19 protein-coding genes are annotated in these 17,920 nt (G+C 40.0%); 11 read left to right on the top strand and 8 right to left on the bottom strand.

The window, feature by feature from the left end; all coding sequences use genetic code 11:
- The first annotated feature begins 103 nt into the window (after window positions 1-103).
- Entirely contained in the window at window positions 104-826 is a 723-nt protein-coding gene (locus IQ264_RS25270) for a PHP domain-containing protein (protein ID WP_193984104.1), read from the top strand.
- A 222-nt stretch (window positions 827-1,048) separates the two neighbouring features.
- On the opposite strand, the gene IQ264_RS25265 is transcribed toward IQ264_RS25270, so the two are convergent.
- The 5 genes from IQ264_RS25265 to IQ264_RS25245 form a co-directional block, all read right to left on the bottom strand.
- The gene (locus IQ264_RS25265; protein WP_193984102.1) at window positions 1,049-1,732 is read right to left on the bottom strand and encodes a response regulator transcription factor; all 684 of its coding nucleotides are present in this window, start codon (window positions 1,730-1,732) and stop codon (window positions 1,049-1,051) included.
- Window positions 1,733-1,843: 111 nt separating this feature from the next.
- Window positions 1,844-2,794 (bottom strand): glycosyltransferase, encoded by a 951-nt coding sequence (locus tag IQ264_RS25260; protein WP_193984100.1) that lies wholly within the window; start codon window positions 2,792-2,794, stop codon window positions 1,844-1,846.
- A gap of 314 nt (window positions 2,795-3,108) precedes the next feature.
- The gene (mraY, locus tag IQ264_RS25255; RefSeq protein ID WP_193984098.1) at window positions 3,109-4,221 is read right to left on the bottom strand and encodes a phospho-N-acetylmuramoyl-pentapeptide-transferase; all 1,113 of its coding nucleotides are present in this window, start codon (window positions 4,219-4,221) and stop codon (window positions 3,109-3,111) included.
- A gap of 51 nt (window positions 4,222-4,272) precedes the next feature.
- Window positions 4,273-5,484, bottom strand: coding sequence for an RNA-guided endonuclease InsQ/TnpB family protein (locus IQ264_RS25250; protein ID WP_193984096.1), 1,212 nt, complete (start codon window positions 5,482-5,484; stop codon window positions 4,273-4,275).
- Between the two features lie 219 nt (window positions 5,485-5,703).
- A complete protein-coding gene (locus IQ264_RS25245; RefSeq protein ID WP_193984094.1) occupies window positions 5,704-5,955 on the bottom strand; it encodes a DUF3134 domain-containing protein in 252 nt (83 codons plus the stop codon).
- Window positions 5,956-6,081: 126 nt separating this feature from the next.
- Between IQ264_RS25245 and IQ264_RS25240 the strand changes: the two genes are divergently transcribed.
- The 7 genes from IQ264_RS25240 to IQ264_RS25210 all read left to right on the top strand — a co-directional run bounded on the left by IQ264_RS25240 (window position 6,082) and on the right by IQ264_RS25210 (window position 12,541).
- The gene (locus tag IQ264_RS25240; RefSeq protein WP_193984092.1) at window positions 6,082-6,666 is read left to right on the top strand and encodes a PAP/fibrillin family protein; all 585 of its coding nucleotides are present in this window, start codon (window positions 6,082-6,084) and stop codon (window positions 6,664-6,666) included.
- 24 nt (window positions 6,667-6,690) lie between these two features.
- Window positions 6,691-7,488 carry a PD-(D/E)XK nuclease family protein gene (locus IQ264_RS25235; RefSeq protein ID WP_193984090.1) on the top strand — a complete coding sequence of 266 codons (798 nt, stop codon included), beginning with the start codon at window positions 6,691-6,693 and terminating at the stop codon, window positions 7,486-7,488.
- A 176-nt stretch (window positions 7,489-7,664) separates the two neighbouring features.
- Window positions 7,665-10,592, top strand: a complete 2,928-nt coding sequence (polA, locus tag IQ264_RS25230; RefSeq protein WP_193984088.1) for a DNA polymerase I — start codon at window positions 7,665-7,667, stop codon at window positions 10,590-10,592.
- A 191-nt stretch (window positions 10,593-10,783) separates the two neighbouring features.
- The gene (locus IQ264_RS25225; RefSeq protein ID WP_193984086.1) at window positions 10,784-11,041 is read left to right on the top strand and encodes a DUF4160 domain-containing protein; all 258 of its coding nucleotides are present in this window, start codon (window positions 10,784-10,786) and stop codon (window positions 11,039-11,041) included.
- Window positions 11,019-11,456 carry a DUF2442 domain-containing protein gene (locus IQ264_RS25220; RefSeq protein ID WP_193984084.1) on the top strand — a complete coding sequence of 146 codons (438 nt, stop codon included), beginning with the start codon at window positions 11,019-11,021 and terminating at the stop codon, window positions 11,454-11,456. Before IQ264_RS25225 ends, IQ264_RS25220 begins: the two co-directional genes overlap by 23 nt.
- A gap of 72 nt (window positions 11,457-11,528) precedes the next feature.
- Window positions 11,529-11,828: a hypothetical protein gene (locus IQ264_RS25215; RefSeq protein ID WP_193984082.1), complete on the top strand. Its 300-nt coding sequence runs from the start codon at window positions 11,529-11,531 to the stop codon at window positions 11,826-11,828.
- 107 nt (window positions 11,829-11,935) lie between these two features.
- Entirely contained in the window at window positions 11,936-12,541 is a 606-nt protein-coding gene (locus IQ264_RS25210; RefSeq protein WP_193984080.1) for a GDSL-type esterase/lipase family protein, read from the top strand.
- Window position 12,542: 1 nt separating this feature from the next.
- Here the strand turns inward: IQ264_RS25210 and IQ264_RS25205 are convergent, their stop codons facing one another.
- Complete coding sequence (locus tag IQ264_RS25205) at window positions 12,543-13,418, bottom strand: SDR family oxidoreductase (RefSeq protein WP_193984078.1); 876 nt, start codon at window positions 13,416-13,418, stop codon at window positions 12,543-12,545.
- A gap of 117 nt (window positions 13,419-13,535) precedes the next feature.
- Between IQ264_RS25205 and IQ264_RS25200 the strand changes: the two genes are divergently transcribed.
- Window positions 13,536-14,081: a thermonuclease family protein gene (locus tag IQ264_RS25200; RefSeq protein ID WP_193984076.1), complete on the top strand. Its 546-nt coding sequence runs from the start codon at window positions 13,536-13,538 to the stop codon at window positions 14,079-14,081.
- Window positions 14,082-14,323: 242 nt separating this feature from the next.
- Window positions 14,324-15,157, top strand: coding sequence for a lysophospholipid acyltransferase family protein (locus tag IQ264_RS25195; RefSeq protein WP_193984074.1), 834 nt, complete (start codon window positions 14,324-14,326; stop codon window positions 15,155-15,157).
- Window positions 15,158-15,239: 82 nt separating this feature from the next.
- Here the strand turns inward: IQ264_RS25195 and IQ264_RS25190 are convergent, their stop codons facing one another.
- Window positions 15,240-15,563 (bottom strand): lipopolysaccharide assembly protein LapA domain-containing protein, encoded by a 324-nt coding sequence (locus IQ264_RS25190; protein ID WP_193984071.1) that lies wholly within the window; start codon window positions 15,561-15,563, stop codon window positions 15,240-15,242.
- A 267-nt stretch (window positions 15,564-15,830) separates the two neighbouring features.
- Here IQ264_RS25190 and IQ264_RS25185 point away from each other — a divergent pair, with 267 nt between their 5' ends.
- The gene (locus IQ264_RS25185; protein WP_193984069.1) at window positions 15,831-16,877 is read left to right on the top strand and encodes a hypothetical protein; all 1,047 of its coding nucleotides are present in this window, start codon (window positions 15,831-15,833) and stop codon (window positions 16,875-16,877) included.
- 8 nt (window positions 16,878-16,885) lie between these two features.
- Here the strand turns inward: IQ264_RS25185 and rsmI are convergent, their stop codons facing one another.
- Window positions 16,886-17,734, bottom strand: coding sequence for a 16S rRNA (cytidine(1402)-2'-O)-methyltransferase (gene rsmI, locus IQ264_RS25180; protein ID WP_193984067.1), 849 nt, complete (start codon window positions 17,732-17,734; stop codon window positions 16,886-16,888).
- Window positions 17,735-17,920 lie beyond the last annotated feature (186 nt).

The raw sequence follows: 17,920 nt of genomic DNA, 5'->3' as shown, positions 1-17,920 counted from the left end.
CCATTCCCCCATCCCCTGCCTTCTGCTGGTAAATTTGCTAACTTAGTCTTAACAGTTAGTTACTTTTTTTAGCACTCAGCTTAGCGCTAACTGCCCTAGTTCTATGACAGCAATTTGCAACCCACTGGGAAACCAGTTTTTGGATTCAGCCCAACTATTAGCAGCGCAAGATGTGGTAGCACTCAAAGAAGTGTTCCAAACTATCAGTGCCGAGAGTTGCCCACTGCATTTCAACTTTCATCTCCACACTAAATGTTCTGATGGTAAGTTAGAACCACAGCAGTTGGTAGAACAAGCGATCGCTATTGGTTTGAAAGGATTTGCTATCACAGATCATCACAGCGTTAACGGTTTCTATCAAGCTACCAACTGGCTAGAACAATGGAAGCATTCTCACCCAGAAACATCAGCACCTCGTCTGTGGACTGGGGTAGAAATTACCGCAAAACTTCTGGGAACTGAAGTGCATATTTTGGGTTATGGCTTTAACCCCCGACATCCATCAATGTTGACTTATTTGCTAGGTGTAAGTCCGATCGATAAAGAAGCTAAGGCAGCTAATGCGATCGCGGCTATTCATCAGGCTGGTGGTTTGGCGGTACTGGCACACCCAGCGCGATATCGTCAGGCTGCAACTGCTTTAATTCCCGAAGCTGCCCATTTGGGTATTGATGGAGTAGAAACTTATTATGCTTACAACAATCCTAATCCTTGGTGTACCAGCCCCGAACAAACTAAACAAGTGCAGCAATTAAGTGCCACATACAATTTGTTGAATACTTGTGGTACTGATACTCATGGGCTTAGTATACTGTTGCGCCTTTAAAGGGGGCTCCAGGGGCTCCAGGGGCAAGAAAAGTCCTGAATTCAAAACTCTCTTCCTATTCCTAACTCAAAACTCGATCGGGATTTACAAGATTTCAGGATGGAGAGGATTTACAGATTGACTAATCCCGTTCATCCTGTTAATCAAATAATCTTGGTCAAACTTTCCCAGTCCCTAGTCCCAAAAACCAGGAATTTTATCAGCAGTATGAGAAAAACCACTTTATTTGGTTAAACCATGTTCCAGGGCATAACGGACTAATTCGGTGCGGCTGTTGGTACCCGTTTTACTAAATAAGCGGCTAACGTATTTTTCGACGTTGCGAACGCTGGTTTCTAAACGGCGGGCGATTTCTTTGTTCATCAGCCCTTGTGCTACTAAGTCTAGGACACTTTGTTCTCTAGGGGTCAAATCAATTTTAATGTGTGTGTCGGATTGTGCGATCGTAGGTCTTTGCTTCAATAATTCCCTAATTTCTGCCAATTGTCGGGCAAGATCTTCGAGATCTGTACCTTCTCCTCCTTTTTCGGAAGATGCCCGACGTTCCAACAAATTTTCTACAATTGCAACTAACTCATCAGGGTCAAAGGGTTTGGAAAGATAAGCATCACAACCAGCTTGATATCCTTGAATGCGGTCTTTAGTCATTCCCCTAGCAGTGAGAAATACTACTGGTAATGATTTGAAACGGGGATCTTCCCGCATTTGCTTGAGAAACTGATACCCATCTACTTGAGGCATCATAATATCTGTAATCACCAAGTCAGGAGGATTACTTTGCAGTTTTTCCCAACCTTCGGTAGCGTTACTAGCAACATTAACGTTGAATTCACTGTCTTCTAGATAAGCTTGGACGGCTTCGCGTAGTCCGGGTTCATCATCGACAAGTAACAGTTGACCTGGCATCTGTACCACCTTATCACCTTGAGAATTATTTACTATATTAAATGTAACGAAATTTATTCAGGGGAAAGGGAAACGTTGTAATTCTCACTTTTGCTCAGTTTTCCCAGAAGTTTATTCTAGTCGTTCAATTATTTTTGCTGTTTCAGGAAGTTGTACTGACTGCTGTCCAGAAAATCGCGCTCCTTTAATTAGTAAACTCAAAGGAGTATTAAGTAAGTCTAAAAAATTAGCTTTGCCGAGAATTGCTTTAACGCTGGTAATGGGTACTTCTTTTACTATCCATCTAGCCAAAGTATGAATATATTCTTTTCTAGGGACATTTGGCATTAAATTAATGCCATAAAGTTCATGTAAATAGCGATTTGATTTCCCGTATCTACGCCATTGACTTTTAAACTCTGTTAATGTAGACCGATGACGATGTTGGACGATCGCATTTGGCGCTAAATGAATTTTCCAGTCGGTTTCTTTTTGAATTCGCCAACAAATATCAGCATCACCACCAGTAGTTAGGTAAGGACGAAATAAACCAATTTGAGCAAAAATTTCTTTTCTAATTGCTAAGTTGGCTGTTTGACCGTAAGGGCAAAAAGGATGTTTTAAAGTATATTTTTGAGATAATGTATCATGCTTTTCGGCATATTTTTCTAAGATTGTTTGTCCAGGTAATCCGATAATTTCCCCAGCAACAATGCCAATATTTGCATCTTGAAATGGTATAATTAATTGAGTTAACCATTGGGGTTGAGGACGACAATCAGCGTCAGTAAAAGCAATAATTTCACTATTGGCGGCGCGAATACCAGCGTTGCGTGCGGCGTAGGAACTTTGAATTTTAGTTTCTGCTAAGTAGTGAATTTGGGGGAAGTTTTGGGCGGCGTTTTGGATGATGGTGGAAGTGCGATCGCTACTTGCATTATCTACTAAAAAATATTCTACTTGTTCAATGGGATAAGTTTGTGATTTTAAGCAATTAATTAAATCCGGTAAATCATTTTCCCCATTATAAACTGGGACGACTACCGAAACTTTTGGAAATATACTTTTATCTTGGTCGTTCATTTTTGGGATTAGGGATTGGGGACTGGGGACTAGGGACTGGGTAATGGGTACTGGGGATTGGAGAGACGGGGAAAAACTCAAAACCCAAAACTCTCTCCAGGGCGGGTTTTGCTGATATCTTATCTGTTTGGTAATCAAAATACTTTACTAAACCCGCCCCTACAACTCAAAACTCGATCGGGATTTACAAGATTTAAGGATGGAGAGGATTTACAGATTGACTAATCCCGTTCATCCTGTAAATCAAATAATCTTGGTCAAACTTTCCCAGTACCTAGTACCCAGTACCCAGTACCTAGTCCCTAGTCCCTATATTAACGAATCAACAAACACAAGAGATACAAAATTCCGTTGATAGTGTAAAAACTAGCAACCACTTGCAGTTCTGTCCAACCAGAAAGTTCTAAATGGTGATGTAAGGGGGCCATTTTGAACAGTCGTTTTCCTACTCCATCAGGCCCTTTTGTCGCTTTGTAATAACTGACTTGTGCCATTACGGAAAGGGTTTCGATAAAGAAGATTCCACTAAGGATAAATAAACTCCAAAGTGTGTTACTTAATAGGGCTACCGATGCTAAAGCGCCTCCTAATGCTAGGGAACCTGTATCGCCCATAAATACTCTAGCTGGGTTACGATTGTGGGCTAAAAATCCTAAACAGCTGCCACTTAAACAGGCGCAAAATATCATTAATCCGGGGTGAGTTGAGGCGACTAAGGTTGCTAATCCTAAAAATACGATCGCGCAAAGTCCACCTGCTAACCCATCAACACCATCAGTTAAATTTGTCGCGTTACTTTCTGCTACTAAGACAAAAACTGCCAACGGCCAAAACAATAAACCCAAAGGTAATGCTAAACCAAACGGTAAATTGATGGTGGTAATATTTGCTGGTTGTTGCCAAAGTAACCAGAGACAAAATAACGCTGCAAAACCAATTTGCAACGCTAATTTCATTTTCGGTGAAATGCCTTTGTTGGATTTGCGACGTAAAATTTGCCAATCATCTAACCAACCAATAAAACCATAACCAAGAGTTAATGCGGCAACTGCTGCTACTGTTCCAAAGTCTTTGATTCCTAAACTCAAAGCTGACCAAATTACAGAAATAATCGCACCGACAGGGATAAAAAATATTCCTCCCATTGTGGGAGTGCCACCTTTTTTCAAATGACTTTGTGGCCCATCTTCCCGAATTACTTGTCCAGCTTTTAGCGATCGCAAAAGCGGTACTACCCAGTAGCCTATCCCAGCTGTTGCTATGGCGCAAACCCAAAACGGCAGAGTCAAAGAAACTCCTGGGTTTAAATATCTACCTGTTTTCCCATCTAGAAAAAGCGCCACTAAACTCAGCACAACTGCTAGGATTACAGACAGACTCACCCCTGATAACTTGAGTGACCTGCTATCTAGTGATTTAGCATCCACAAAAATACTTCACTCCACACTAATAAATTGATTTTGTTGACACTCACCGTGCTAAAGCAGCGGTGATTCTTCATTCATAGACTCAGCTTGCTCTGGCAGGATTGCTCCAGCCAAAGTAGAGGCCAAATCTCCTGAAGCGTTCGGATCTACGATCCAAGTTCCGACATGACCTGCCGTACTCAAGGCTGTTTTTAGAATAATTAACGCGGCATTCCAATCCCTATCCAAAATAAATCCACATTCACAAATATGGGTTCTTATAGATAAGGATTTTTTGACTATTGCACCGCAACAGGAGCATTCCTGGGAAGTATAAGCAGGATTAACAGCAATAGTTATCTTGCCAAACTTAACTCCAAAATGTTCCAGCCATTTTCTAAATTGATACCAACCTGCATCATTAATAGATTTAGCGAGACAATGATTTTTAACTAAATTCTTAATCCGCAAATCTTCGTAGGCGATCAGATCGTTAGATCGAGTTACGCAACGCGCCAGTCTCTTGGCGTGTTCTTCACGTTGCCTACTTATTTTGAGGTGTACTCGCCCTAATCTATTAATAGCTTTTTTGCGATTGGTAGAGCCTTTCTTTTTGCGAGAAACCCGCCTTTGTCTAAACTTTAGACGCTTCTCACTTGTTCGATAAAACTTAGGATTTGGTTCTGAGTAACCATTGGAATCTGTGTAGAATTCTTTAATTCCCACATCCAACCCAATCGCTTTGCCAGTCGGCTGACAATCTACTTTGTTGTCCACTTTTACTAATAATTGGACATAATAACCATCAGCACGCCGAACTATCCTTACCCGTTTTATCTGTTCTAATTGGTAGAAGTTTAAATCCCACGTCCCCTTAAGTTTTAGTTTGCCAATCCCTTTTTTGTCTGTAAAGGTGATTTGTTTTCTAGTTTCAGAAAGTGACCATCCCGAAACTTTATATTCAACTGAACGACAGTTTTTCTTAAATTGTGGATAGCCTTTCTTTCCTGGGATAGCCTTTCGGCAGTTATCGTAAAATCTCGCAATTGCTGAATAAGCCCATTCCACTGCAACTTGGCAAGCATGAGAATTTAAAGCCTTAACAAAGGGGTATTCTGCTCTTAATGCCGTGTTATGACGATACAATTCTTTCTGTCCAATTCCGCGATTATTCATCCAATATCGGAGACATTTATTGCGGACAAATTGAGCAGTCCTAATTGCTTCATCAATGGCTTTATATTGAGTTGTTTTCCCTTGCGCTTTAAACTCTAGAACTATCATTTGACGTGGAAAACCTCTACGGCGTTTAGCCTAACACAATTAAAGCCGTCCTGCAAGGACGGGGCTTGTACCCATGTTTTTGGTCATTGGGAAGGGCAGGGGGGACAAGAGGACAAGGAGACAAGGGGACAAGGGGACAAGGGGACAAGGTGAATTTTTCACTTCTGCCTTCTGCCTTTTCACTTCTGCCTTTTGCCTTCTGCCTTCTGCCTTCAAAGATTAAATCTCTTCTTCCAAGTCTCCGATATCATCATCACCGAAGTCGTCGTCGTCGTATCCTATTTCATCAGTAGCTATTAAACCGTCGATGTCTTCGCCTTCTTCTGAATAGTCTTGGGCAGCGACTTCATCTCTTGCTAAGAGGCGACCTGTAGATTCTAACCAATCAAGAATCGAAGTGTCATGTTTGGTGGGGATTACAGCTGCGGGTTGATCTATTGGATCTTCGCGCAAAGAGGGATTATATATCATAGGAGCGTAAAGAGTTGCTTCATCTAAGTATCAGACAATAAAAGTTTAGCAATTATCGGCCTATTCGACTCTAGTTTAAGCACAGACTATGCTTAGAGGTAAGGAGATCACAAGAGGTGTATAAACATGATTGGGAAGATAGAACTGCTAGAAGCGATCGCAGGTAAAAATCGTGGTTTACTAGCGAATGAAAATGATAAGCTGGCAATCATGGCTTTAGTGGCACAACTGGAAGATCGCAACCCCACTCCCAGACCAACGGAAGCTACAGATTTACTGGAAGGAAATTGGCGATTACTTTATACTACCAGCCAAGAACTTTTAGGTATTAATAATCTACCGTTGTTTAATCTAGGGCAAATTTACCAATGTGTTCGCACTCAGGATACTAAAATCTACAACATTGCCGAAGTTTCTGGGTTGCCCTTTTTGGAAAGTATTATCAGCGTAACTGCCACTTTTATTCCGGTTTCTGAACGTCGAGTAAATGTGAGATTTGACCGGGCAATTAGTGGTTTGCAACGGTTGTTTGATTATCAAAATCCTGATAATCTTATTAAACAAATAGAATCGGGTAAAAAGTTTTTGGGAATTGATTTTGCTATTACTAGCCGCGAACAAAAAGGTTGGTTAGATATTACATATCTTGATGAAGATATGCGAATTGGCAGAGGTAATGAGGGCAGTGTGTTTGTCTTAAGTAAATCCTGAACCATTGAAAATTTGTAATTGCTTATGCGCTTATCCCAAAGACACTTAAATATACTTTCAAGTTGTCCGAGAAAGTTTCAACATACCTATTTAGATCAGTTTGGTTCTGTGACGACTCCTGAACAGCAAGAAAAGCTAAGTTGGGGAAGTCATTTTCACTTGTTGATGCAACAGAGGGAATTAGGTTTGCCGATCGAATCTCTGTTACAAGAAGATCGGAAAATGCAGCATTCTGTAGTCGCTTTAGTTAGTGCTGCGCCGGAAATTTTAACTCCTAATCTCAATAACGATAACTTCCGCGACAGCGAACATTTTCGCAGTTTCAATTTTCAAGGCTATTTGCTGACTGTGGCTTATGATTTATTAATTGCATCTGATAATAAAGCCCAAATTTTAGATTGGAAAACCTATCCAGAACCGAAAAAACGGCAGTTTTTAGAACAGGATTGGCAAACTCGTCTATATCTATTTGTTTTGGCAGAAACGAGTGATTATAAACCAGAAGAAATCTCGATGAGTTATTGGTTTGTCCAATCTCAACCGGAACCAAAAAGTTTAAGATTTGCTTACAATACTGAAAAACACGAAAAAACCAAACAAGATTTAATTAAGTTATTAAATCAACTCAATTATTGGTTAGAAAGGTATAAAATAGGAGAGGAGTTTCCCCAAATTACAGAAAATTCTAGGGATTGTAATTTTTGTCAGTTTGGAGTGAGATGCGAAAGGAGTTTAGAAACTCAAGAAGCAGCAACAAATCAAGAGAAAATTCTCGCCTTAGCCAATATTGAAGAAGTTCCTCTAGATTTTGGTTCGTTGTGACGACTTCAGTCGTTCTTTGAAATTAAAATACGACTAAAGTCGCTACAACAAACAGTCTGTTTTAACCACTGAAGTCGTTCTTTAAAATCAAAATACGACTAAAGTCGCTACAACAAACAGTCTGTTTTAACCACTGAAGTCGTTCACTGAGCAGAAGTTCGCTAAAATAAATAATTATGTCAAAATCTAACCCTACTGAAACGGAAAATTTGCCCCTGATCGTCCTAGTAGATGGTCACTCTTTAGCCTTTCGTTCTTTTTATGCTTTTGCTAAAGGAAGAGATGGCGGTTTAAAAACAAAAAGTGGTATTCCGACTAGTGCTTGTTTTGGTTTTCTCAAGTCACTTTTAGCGGTGATTGAATCACAAAAACCGCAAAGTATGGCGATCGCATTTGACTTAGGTTTGCCAACTTTCCGCCATGAGGCAGATGACACTTACAAAGCCGATCGACAAGAAACACCAGAAGATTTTATCACCGATCTAAAGAATCTCCACGAATTATTAGATGCTTTTAATTTGCCAATTGTTACTGCGCCGGGATATGAAGCAGATGATGTTTTAGGAACTTTGGCAGAAAAGGCGAGTGCAGCGGGGTATCGGGTAAAGATTTTGACAGGCGATCGAGATTTATTCCAATTAGTTGACCCTAAAAAAGGCATTAGCGTCCTCTACTTAGGTAATAATTTCCTACAACGAGGAAGCACCACAGGACTAACAGAATTTGACCCAGAAGCAGTCAAAGAAAAAATGGGAATTCTGCCAGAACAAGTAGTAGATTACAAAGCTTTATGCGGTGATGCTTCTGATAACATTCCCGGTGTCAAAGGTATCGGTGATAAAACAGCAGTCAAGTTACTTTCCGAGTACGGTTCTTTAGAGAATGTTTACGCCAATTTAGAGCAAATTAAAGGTGCTAACAAAACTAAATTAGAAACTGGTAAAGATGCGGCTTATCACTCTCAGCATTTAGCCAGAATAGTTGTTGATGTTCCCTTAGAAATTAAATTAGAAGATTGTCAACTTACAGGTTTTGACAGTTCAGCTTTAGAACCGTTATTAGAAAAATTAGAGTTCAAATCTTACTTAGGAAAAGTCAAACAGCTACAGCAAGCATTTGGCGGAGTAGTTGAGGGAGAAAAACCACAATTCGTTACAGAAAAATTACCCATTAATGAGGTAGAACTTCCCGACGAATCAGCAGAATTGGACTTTTTCACTTATGAAGAAACCCAAGCTGCACAAAAACAATCAATTTCACCAGTTACAATTCAAATTATTGATACTCCAGAAAAATTAAGTGAGTTAGTAAAACAGTTAAAAAGCTGTACCAAAGTAACAGTTGCTTGGGATACAGAAACTAGCGATCTAGACCCTTTGTGTGCAGAATTAGTGGGAATTGGTTGTTGTTGGGGAACTAACTCTAATGAAGTTGCTTATATTCCCATCAATCATAAATCAGGGGAAAATTTAGAGAAACAAAGAGTTTTAGAAGCTTTACGTCCGATTTTAGAAAGCGATAAATATCCGAAAGTTTTTCAGAATGCGAAGTTCGATCGCTTAGTCTTCCGCTGTCAAGGAATTAATCTTGCTGGCGTTGTCTTCGATCCGATGTTGGCTAGCTATGTTTTAAATCCCGAAAATAGCCATAGTCTTAGCGAACTAACGCAAAGATATTTAGGATTAACCATCAAAAGTTATGATAGCGTAGTTCCCAAAGGGAAAACTATTGGCGATGTGGATATTCCGGTAATTGCTGATTATTGCGGAATGCAAGTTTACGCCACATTCCAGTTAGTTGGAAAATTTGAAAAAGAACTGAAAGCTGTTCCCACGCTTGATGCTTTATTGCGAGAAATCGAATTACCTTTAGAACCTGTATTAGCAGGAATGGAAGAAGTAGGAATTCGCGTTGACGCACCTTATTTAAAAGAATTATCGCAAAAATTGGAACAGGATTTGAAAGCGATCGAAGAAAAAGCTTATGAAGCTGCGGGAGAAAAGTTTAACTTAGGTTCACCAAAACAGTTAAGTCAGTTGTTGTTTGAAAAACTGAACTTAGATAGAAAGAAATCCCGTAAAATTGCCTCTGGTTATTCTACCGATGCAGCAACTTTGGAAAAATTGCAGGGAGATCACCCAGTTGTTGATGCGATTTTAGAATCTCGCACTTTATCTAAATTGAAATCTACTTATGTAGATGCTTTACCTCAATTGATGGATAAAAATCAGCGAGTGCATACTGATTTTAACCAAACTGCGACAGCTACAGGAAGGCTTTCCTCTTCTAATCCTAACTTACAAAATATACCCATTCGTACCGAATTTAGCAGAAAAATTCGTCAGGCATTTTTACCAGAAGCAGGTTGGTTATTAGTATCGGCTGACTACTCACAAATTGAGTTAAGAATTTTGGCGCATTTAAGCCAAGAACCTGTGCTAGTGGAAGCTTACCAAAATAATCAAGATATTCACACTGTTACTGCAAAAATTGTCTTTGAAAAAGAAGATATTACCCCTGATGAACGTCGGATAGCAAAAACAATTAACTTTGGGGTAATTTATGGTATGGGTGCAATGAGGTTTTCCCGTTCTACTGGCATTAAAAAAGCAGTTGCTAGTGATTTTATCGAAAAATTCAATACTCGTTATGCCAAAGTGTTTGATTATTTGGAAAGAATGAAGCGGGAAGCGATCGCCAAAGGTTATGTAGAAACAATTAAAGGTCGTCGGCGTTATTTTAAGTTTGAAGGTGGTAGTTTACGCGCTTTTGAAGGTAGGAACCCGGATGAAGTTGATTTGGGAAAATTGAAGAATATGGGACAAAATGACGCGCAACTTTTGCGTGCGGCTGCTAATGCACCAATTCAAGGTTCTAGTGCTGATATTATTAAAATTGCAATGGTGAAATTGCATGAAGTTTTACGTAATTATCAGGCGCGATTGTTGTTACAAGTGCATGATGAATTAGTGTTTGAAGTTCCTCATTCCGAATGGAAAGAGTTGCAACCAAAAATTAAGGAAACGATGGAAAATGCACTACCTTTAAGTGTTCCTTTGGTGGTTGATGTTCATGTGGGAGAGAATTGGATGGAGGCGAAGTAGAATCAAGTCTTAGATTTTAGATTTCCGTTCGCGTAGCGTGTGCGTAGCAGGTATTTTCGATTTTAGATTGACATGGTAATTCTACTCATAACTCCTGGCTTGACTGACAGGAGTTTTTTAGATTCTTGACAAAACCCAAGCGTTTAGGTTAAAGTGTAAACATATACAAAAAACTATTTATAAAAACTTTTATGGCAACTGTACTAAAAAAAGATGGCTTTAGTATTCGCATCTACCCTAACGATCACCTTCCATCCCATGTCCACGTCTTGAAGGCAGAAGGAGAAGCTAAGATCAACCTCGGCAGCGCCACTGAGCGTCCCAAGTTAGTAGGAATATGGAACATGAGCGATAAAGATGCAGTTAAAGCGCTGAAACTGGTGATTGCTCACCAGGCAGAATTATTAGAAAAATGGAGAGAAATTCATGGAGAACCTGAATCTGACTGAAGAAATCCTAAAAGATGAAATTGCTAAGGCAAGGGAGGCAGCTGCTTACGCAGATGCTTCCGAGCCACGCGCTAAGTCTGCCTACTACGATGCAAATTCCGATCGCATAGTCATAGAACTGCGAAATGGAACAGGTTTCCTGTTTCCCCCGAAATTAGTTCAAGGGTTGGCGGAAGCTTCCCTCAACGATCTAACGCAAGTGGAAGTAACCCCTTCCGGTCAGGGGTTGCATTGGGAAACACTGGATGTAGATATGAGCATTCCGTCTTTGATGATGGGGATATTTGGAACTAAGGCTTGGATGGCTGAATTAGGCAGCAGAGGTGGATCTGCAACTTCCACCGCCAAAGCAACAGCGGCTCGTCAAAATGGAAAACGGGGAGGTCGTCCGCGAAAAAAACCTCTGACAGCTTAATTTTAGAGGTTTAACTGATTAGAAGAGCCGTCCCTTGGTTTACCATTTGCTAAAGCCAGGAAAGATTTAGTAATGAATACATTGCAAAAACTAGAACTTCTCAAAGATACTTATTCTAACCAAGCCGAACTAGATCAAATCTTAGGAAAGCTATTGGATGTTGCACTTAGTCAGCATCGACTACGTTTAGAAAAGTACGATCGAGATTTGCGTGAATTTGAGCAGCGTTACCAGATGGAATCAAGTATTTTTTACCAACGTTTTGAAGCCGGAGAATTAGGAGACGATGTTGATTGTTTTGAATGGTCTAGTTTGTATGAACTTCGCCAGGATATTCGGGAAAAAATTCATCGCTTGGAGTTAGCTGTGTGACAAATGCAAGCGATTATCTGACTCACATAAAAGCGTTGAACCAATGAATGTAGAAAAGGTGTTGTCTATAATTGCTACGTCAACAATTAACTAAAAATACAATAAAAATGCCTTTATCTAATGTCCAAATTTGCTTTGTTGGTGATTCGTTTGTCAATGGAACTGGTGATTCTGAATGTCTGGGTTGGACGGGAAGAATTTGCAGTACAGCAATTAAACAAGGTCATGATATTACTTACTATAATTTGGGAATTAGAAGGGAAACTAGTACTGATATTGCGGAACGTTGGTTTGAGGAGGTGGCGCGGAGGTTGCCGGAAAGTTGCGATCGCAGAATCCTCTTCTCCTTTGGTGTAAATGATACCACCATTGAAAACGGCAAACCTCGCGTTGAATTAAGTAAAACTAAAGAAAATACTCTGCAAATCTTATCTATTGCCAAAAACTTATTTTCTATATTAATGGTAAGTCCGCCTCCCATTGTCGAAGTAGAACAAAACAGCAGAATTGAAACTTTATCTCAAGAATTAGCCATTATTTGTGAACAGCTAAATGTGCCTTATCTTGATGTTTTTACACCATTGCAAAAATCAGAATTTTGGTTAAAAGAAGTAGCAGCAAATGATAGTTACCACCCCAATGCAGCAGGTTATTCGGCGTATGCTAATTTGGTACAAAACTGGGATGCTTGGCAAGGTTGGTTAAATAGCTAAACTAAACTTTTCCTCGTAACTGTTCTAACTCTTCTCGTAAATTCAAAGGTTGATATCCCAAAGCAAAAGCTTTGTCACTATTTAACGAAACATCACTAGGTCTAGCTGCTGCCATTGGGACATCTTTTTGCAAACAAGCTGTTAATTTATCTTGGGGAAGTTGGAAAATTTCTGCCATTAACCGACCAAATTCATAACGCGATATCCGTTCTTTTCCGCCTAAATGAAGCACTCCGTTAACTTTTTCTAAAGCTAATAAAAGTCCGCTAGCAGCAGTTTTGCCACTAACAGGGGTTCTAAATTCATCGGTGAATAAACTTAACTCTTTTCCTTCTTTGAGTATTTTGATAAATGGTTGAATAAAACTAGTTGCGCCTTCAGGTGCAATACCAAACATTAATGGCATTCGACAAACTGCTGTTTGCGGATATCTGGCTAACATTTCTTGTTCAGCTAAGACTTTTTGTTCGCCGTAAACATTGACAGGAGAAACTGGATCTGTTTCTTGGTAAGGCGGATTTAAACCATTAAAAACTAAGTCGGTGGAAGTAAAGGCGCAAGGGAGAGAATAATCTGCACATAAACCAGCAATATTACTGGAAGTTGTGACATTAATTATTGTGGATTCTTCGGGGTGAGTTTGGCAAAAGTTAGGGTTAGATTGGGCGGCAGTGTGAATAACTGCTGTAGGTTGAATTTGCTGAAATAGTTTTTTTAATTGCTCAAAGTCTCTTAAATCAACTTTAATTAAATTTACATTGGGAATTTCTACTGCTTTGCTCAAGTAAGTGCCGTAAACTTGCCATTCTTGTTGAGCAAGTTGGCAAAGGTTCCATCCTAAAAAACCGCTAGCACCAGTAACTAAAAGTCTTTTCATTGTACCACCTAAATTTACAAGTAAAGTTAATTATGCCTTACTGCCTGTATTTGCAAAAGTTCGCCAAAATAGAAATATCTGTGTAAGTAGTGTTATTTTCGTGGTAAATATAAATACATGATTCATTTTTACAAATTGATTCCGATCGCACTAGTTCTAAGTTTAGCCGGATGCCAGTTCTTTCCGGGTCAAAATACTTATACTGTGCAGCGGGTAAGTGATGGAGATACGATCGCTGTCAATCAAGGCAATAAAAGTAATATCACCGTCCGCTTTGCCTGTATTGATGCGCCGGAAGTTCCCCATTCCAATAAGGAAAAGAATAGCCAAAAGTTGGTGGATAAAAACCAATTTAATTGGGGAATTAAAGCAAAAACAAGAGTGCAGCAGTTAGTTAACCAAGGAGGCGATCGCGTTGTCTTGAATATCACTGATACTGATAAGTACGGACGGCAAATTGCAGAAGTTCGTTTACCTAATGGTACGTTTATTCAAGAAGCTTTGATTCGAGAAGGTTTAGCATTAGTCAATCGTCCTTATCTCCGATATTGTCCCAGTAAAGAGATTATTGAACAGGCAGAAATAGATGCGAAAAAAAATTTACGTGGGGTTTGGAAAGACCCCCAATTCGTTGCACCTTGGGATTATCGACGGATTAAATAATAAATTAATTGGTAATTATTATAGATTTGCGTTTAGATCCCCCCTAACCCCCCTTATTAAGGGGGGAACTAGATTCAAAGTCCCCCTTATTAAGGGGGGAATTAGATTTAAAGTCCCCCTTATTAAGGGGGGAACTAAATTCAAAGTCCCCCTTATTAAGGGGGATTTAGGGGGATTGCCTACGGCACGCTACGCGAACGACAACCCCTAAGCACATAACTAGAAACTTACGTTAATCCAGTATGAAAAAACATCAAAATCATCAGTGGGAAACGAGACCGGGATGGTCTTTAGAGCGCCGAGACGAAACATTTATTAAATCTTTGATGCCGATTTGGGGATGGCTTTATCATGAATATTTTCGGGTAAAAACTAGCGGTTGGGAACAAATTCCTCCGGGAAAAGTGCTGTTTGTTGGTTCTCATAATGGAGGATTAGCCGCACCAGATATGTTTATGATGATGTACGATTGGTTCCGGCTTTTTGGTTTTTCTCGTCCTGTTTATGGTTTAATGCACCCTCATGTTTGGAAATATGCTTTGCCACTAGCGCAGTTGGGGGAAAAAGCCGGAGCAGTTATGGCTCATCCGAAAATGGCGATCGCAGCTTTGCACCAAGGAGCTAGTGTGTTAGTTTATCCGGGTGGTGCAGAAGATGTTTTTCGACCCTACAATTTACGCAATAAAATTTATTTTGCAGAGCGCAAAGGGTTTATTAAATTAGCATTACGGGAAGGAGTACCAATTGTTCCGGTAATTTCTCATGGTGCTCACGAAAATTTTATAGTTTTGGCTGACATTTACAAACAAATGCAGCAATTACATGAGTGGGGAATGCCTTGGTTATTTGATATCGATCCTGTCGTTTTTCCGATTTATTTAGGATTACCTTGGGGAATCGGAATTGGCCCTTTGCCGCATCTTCCCTTACCAATTCAAATTGAAACTCGTGTTTGTGCGCCAATTATTTTTGACCGATATGGAAGGGAAGCAGCGATCGATCGCCAATATGTTAATTACTGTTATGAAAAAGTTCTTTTTCTCATGCAACAAGAATTAGATGATTTAGTCGGCTGAGCAAGAGAACAGGGAACAGGGAACAGCCGAAAATTTGGAGTTTTAATTAAATAGGAAAGGCAAAGAATTCCCAGTCCCCAAACTACCAATCTTGCGAACCCTTTTCCATCCAATCATCTGCACCGACTGTAGTTTTTTGCTGGCGATTTTCTGTGCGGTAATTTTCTGTAGGAAAATCTTCTGCTTCTGAACTAGGCGAACTGAACAAAGGGAGAGCGACGATCGCACCAACGATCGCACCCGCTGCGGCACTAAACGCCAACACCACACCCACTGGCAAGCGTATTGACTCGTAAGCTAAAAACTTTAGGGTGACTGGAGTGGCGTTTTGTACGGAGAGAATGGCGATCGCCATCATCCAGACTGCAAGTATAACAGCAATAATTAGCGCGGTCAGAGATTTCATTAAATGGCTGTAGTTTTCCTAAAGTTAATTTTCGTAAAGAAACTGTTTTACTTTTACGTAAAAATACATCATACTTTTCATACTTTAGCATTTCTGGGTATGAAGATTCAGTAAAATCCGAACGTTGTTCTATGATTTTTTTCTGAAGCACTCTGCTCTAGCAAAGAGGGGTGAAATTTAGTCTAATAACGTCTGGATCAAAAAATCAGACATAAAATCTCGTTATCGGTTCGTTTTAAACCATTTTTACAAAATTAAACCAAAAAGATGACTCAACCTTTGGCATCTACATCATTTACAGTTCAGTCCGGTAGTGTTCCCGCTTCACAACACCAATCATTAGAATCGAATTATCATTCTCTGGCGGTGCTGTGGGCTAAAAAATATTACCTTTCTGTTACCCGTGACAATTCTAAAGAACGGACAAAACATGAAAGCCTAGAAGAAGTAAATTCTGGGGCGGGTCGGCGGAAAACTGCAAGTAAATTGATGCAGAATTTGACATTAGCTAGTGCTCAAGCTTGGTCGTTGACAGAAACTCTACTTTCGGAAGAGATTCGTCGTCACGGAATTAATCCAGAATTAATCAATCCTTTAGAAATTGCCGCAGATACCAGAAATTTATTTCAAAAAGCTTGGGAAGCTTATGCTGAGGGTGCTGCGCCAGAACGTCTTTCCGTGCTTATGGGTAAAGATAGCGGTCGAGTTCGGCAGAAATATACTAGCCAAGACCCCCGTGCGATCGGTTTTGTCAGTATGCAATTCCATTACACTGGACAAAAAATACTGGCGTGGCTTTCACCTGGGGAACAAGCCCTATTTTCACCTTACTTAAAGGTGATGGACGATCATATGTATATGCCGCTGCAAGCAGCTTACGAAGCAGCAGCTAATCATGAAGAAAATTCTCCAGAATTATTAGCTGTTCAGCATCTTTTACCAATTAGTACCAGAATTGCTTATGCAGTTTACGATCGCGTAATTCGTCAGCACCCAAGCTATGAAACTTACTCTGGATCTTTACGTTCAGAAGTTGTAAAAATTTCCAGCATTCGTGATGTGGAAATGTTCCAAGTTTACCTGTGTTTATGTGTTTTAGAAGGTAATATTCGCTCTGTACAACAGGAACTTTTCCCGCTTTGTGTAATGTTATATCCCCGTTTAAAAGTAGGTTGGACTTTAGTGCAGGAGATGTTAAACAATATACTTTGGGAAATGCACGATCGCTCATGTTTAGATCAGGTAGCACCATTTTTGCCCTATCTCCGTACTTTATCAGAAATGTTCTCTAAAGAAGTGTTTCAAGATAGTTGAACACAGCTTTATTCATCAGCCAAATTAGGTTCGGCAATTGTCAGAGCTAACTGGTAAATTTGGCGGCGGGGAAGTGATGTTTGCTGAGATAACTGACGACTAGCATCAGAACGAGATAATCCTTGCTTGAGTAAGTTTTGTAATTCTGCTTTAATTACTGCTTCTGAAAGTTGCGGTTTTTCTAAGGTAGCGCCAGCAACTACTAAGGTAAATTCGCCTTGGGGTTCGCGCTTTGTATAGTGAGCGATCGCATCTGTAATTGTTCCCCGCCAAAATTCTTCGTGCATTTTGGTTAACTCTCTTGCCAGAACAATCTCTCTCGTTTCGCCCAAAACTGCGCTTAAATCTTGCAGAGTTTCCCGCAAACGGTGTGGAGATTCGTAAAAAATTATCGTGCGAGTTTCGCCTTTTAATGTTTCTAAATGGGTGCGACGTTCTTTACTTTTAGCTGGTAAAAAGCCCTCAAAAACAAATTTATCTGTCGCTAATCCAGCTGCACTTAAAGCGGTAATCGCCGCATTTGCGCCGGGAATGGGAATTATAGAAATCCCTTGAGCCACGCAAGCTTTAACTAACTCATATCCCGGATCGGAAATTAACGGCATTCCGGCATCTGTGACGAGTGCGATCGTTTTTCCTTGGCTTAATTGTGACAGCAATTCAGGAATTCTTTGCTGACTGTTATGTTCATGATAACTTAATTGTGGCGTTTTAATTTGAAAATGTTGCAGCAATTTTCCCGTATGGCGCGTATCTTCCGCCGCAATTATATCTACAGTTTGTAAAATTCTAATCGCCCGAAAAGTCATATCTTCCAAGTTACCGATCGGAGTTGCTACTAAATAAAGTATTCCCATACTTTGTTAATCACTAAAATTACTTGTTGAAGCAGCATAAGAGCAGAGGAAAATTTGACCGAGATTTACAGATTTACCAGATTTCTTGATGAATCCCGATCGTTCTGTAAATCAACAAACCCTGGTTAAATTTGCAATCAATTACTTCCCCTTGTCCCCTTGTCCCCTTGTCCCCTTGTCCCCTTG

The organism is [Phormidium] sp. LEGE 05292, assembly GCF_015207735.1.
GTDB lineage: Bacteria > Cyanobacteriota > Cyanobacteriia > Cyanobacteriales > Aerosakkonemataceae > Floridanema.
Note: the sequence above shows the minus strand (reverse complement) of the source record. Positions and strands in the feature narration are given on the sequence as shown.

Bases quoted from the DNA above. Each gene is read 5' to 3' on its own strand.
- IQ264_RS25270 (WP_193984104.1), top strand. From the start codon at position 104: ATGACAGCAATTTGCAACCCACTGGGAAACCAGTTTTTGGATTCAGCC.
- IQ264_RS25265 (WP_193984102.1), bottom strand. From the start codon at position 1,732: ATGCCAGGTCAACTGTTACTTGTCGATGATGAACCCGGACTACGCGAA.
- IQ264_RS25260 (WP_193984100.1), bottom strand. From the start codon at position 2,794: ATGAACGACCAAGATAAAAGTATATTTCCAAAAGTTTCGGTAGTCGTC.
- IQ264_RS25250 (WP_193984096.1), bottom strand. From the start codon at position 5,484: ATGATAGTTCTAGAGTTTAAAGCGCAAGGGAAAACAACTCAATATAAA.
- IQ264_RS25245 (WP_193984094.1), bottom strand. From the start codon at position 5,955: ATGATATATAATCCCTCTTTGCGCGAAGATCCAATAGATCAACCCGCA.
- IQ264_RS25240 (WP_193984092.1), top strand. From the start codon at position 6,082: ATGATTGGGAAGATAGAACTGCTAGAAGCGATCGCAGGTAAAAATCGT.
- IQ264_RS25235 (WP_193984090.1), top strand. From the start codon at position 6,691: ATGCGCTTATCCCAAAGACACTTAAATATACTTTCAAGTTGTCCGAGA.
- polA (WP_193984088.1), top strand. From the start codon at position 7,665: ATGTCAAAATCTAACCCTACTGAAACGGAAAATTTGCCCCTGATCGTC.
- IQ264_RS25225 (WP_193984086.1), top strand. From the start codon at position 10,784: ATGGCAACTGTACTAAAAAAAGATGGCTTTAGTATTCGCATCTACCCT.
- IQ264_RS25220 (WP_193984084.1), top strand. From the start codon at position 11,019: ATGGAGAACCTGAATCTGACTGAAGAAATCCTAAAAGATGAAATTGCT.
- IQ264_RS25215 (WP_193984082.1), top strand. From the start codon at position 11,529: ATGAATACATTGCAAAAACTAGAACTTCTCAAAGATACTTATTCTAAC.
- IQ264_RS25210 (WP_193984080.1), top strand. From the start codon at position 11,936: ATGCCTTTATCTAATGTCCAAATTTGCTTTGTTGGTGATTCGTTTGTC.
- IQ264_RS25205 (WP_193984078.1), bottom strand. From the start codon at position 13,418: ATGAAAAGACTTTTAGTTACTGGTGCTAGCGGTTTTTTAGGATGGAAC.
- IQ264_RS25200 (WP_193984076.1), top strand. From the start codon at position 13,536: ATGATTCATTTTTACAAATTGATTCCGATCGCACTAGTTCTAAGTTTA.
- IQ264_RS25195 (WP_193984074.1), top strand. From the start codon at position 14,324: ATGAAAAAACATCAAAATCATCAGTGGGAAACGAGACCGGGATGGTCT.
- IQ264_RS25190 (WP_193984071.1), bottom strand. From the start codon at position 15,563: ATGAAATCTCTGACCGCGCTAATTATTGCTGTTATACTTGCAGTCTGG.
- IQ264_RS25185 (WP_193984069.1), top strand. From the start codon at position 15,831: ATGACTCAACCTTTGGCATCTACATCATTTACAGTTCAGTCCGGTAGT.
- rsmI (WP_193984067.1), bottom strand. From the start codon at position 17,734: ATGGGAATACTTTATTTAGTAGCAACTCCGATCGGTAACTTGGAAGAT.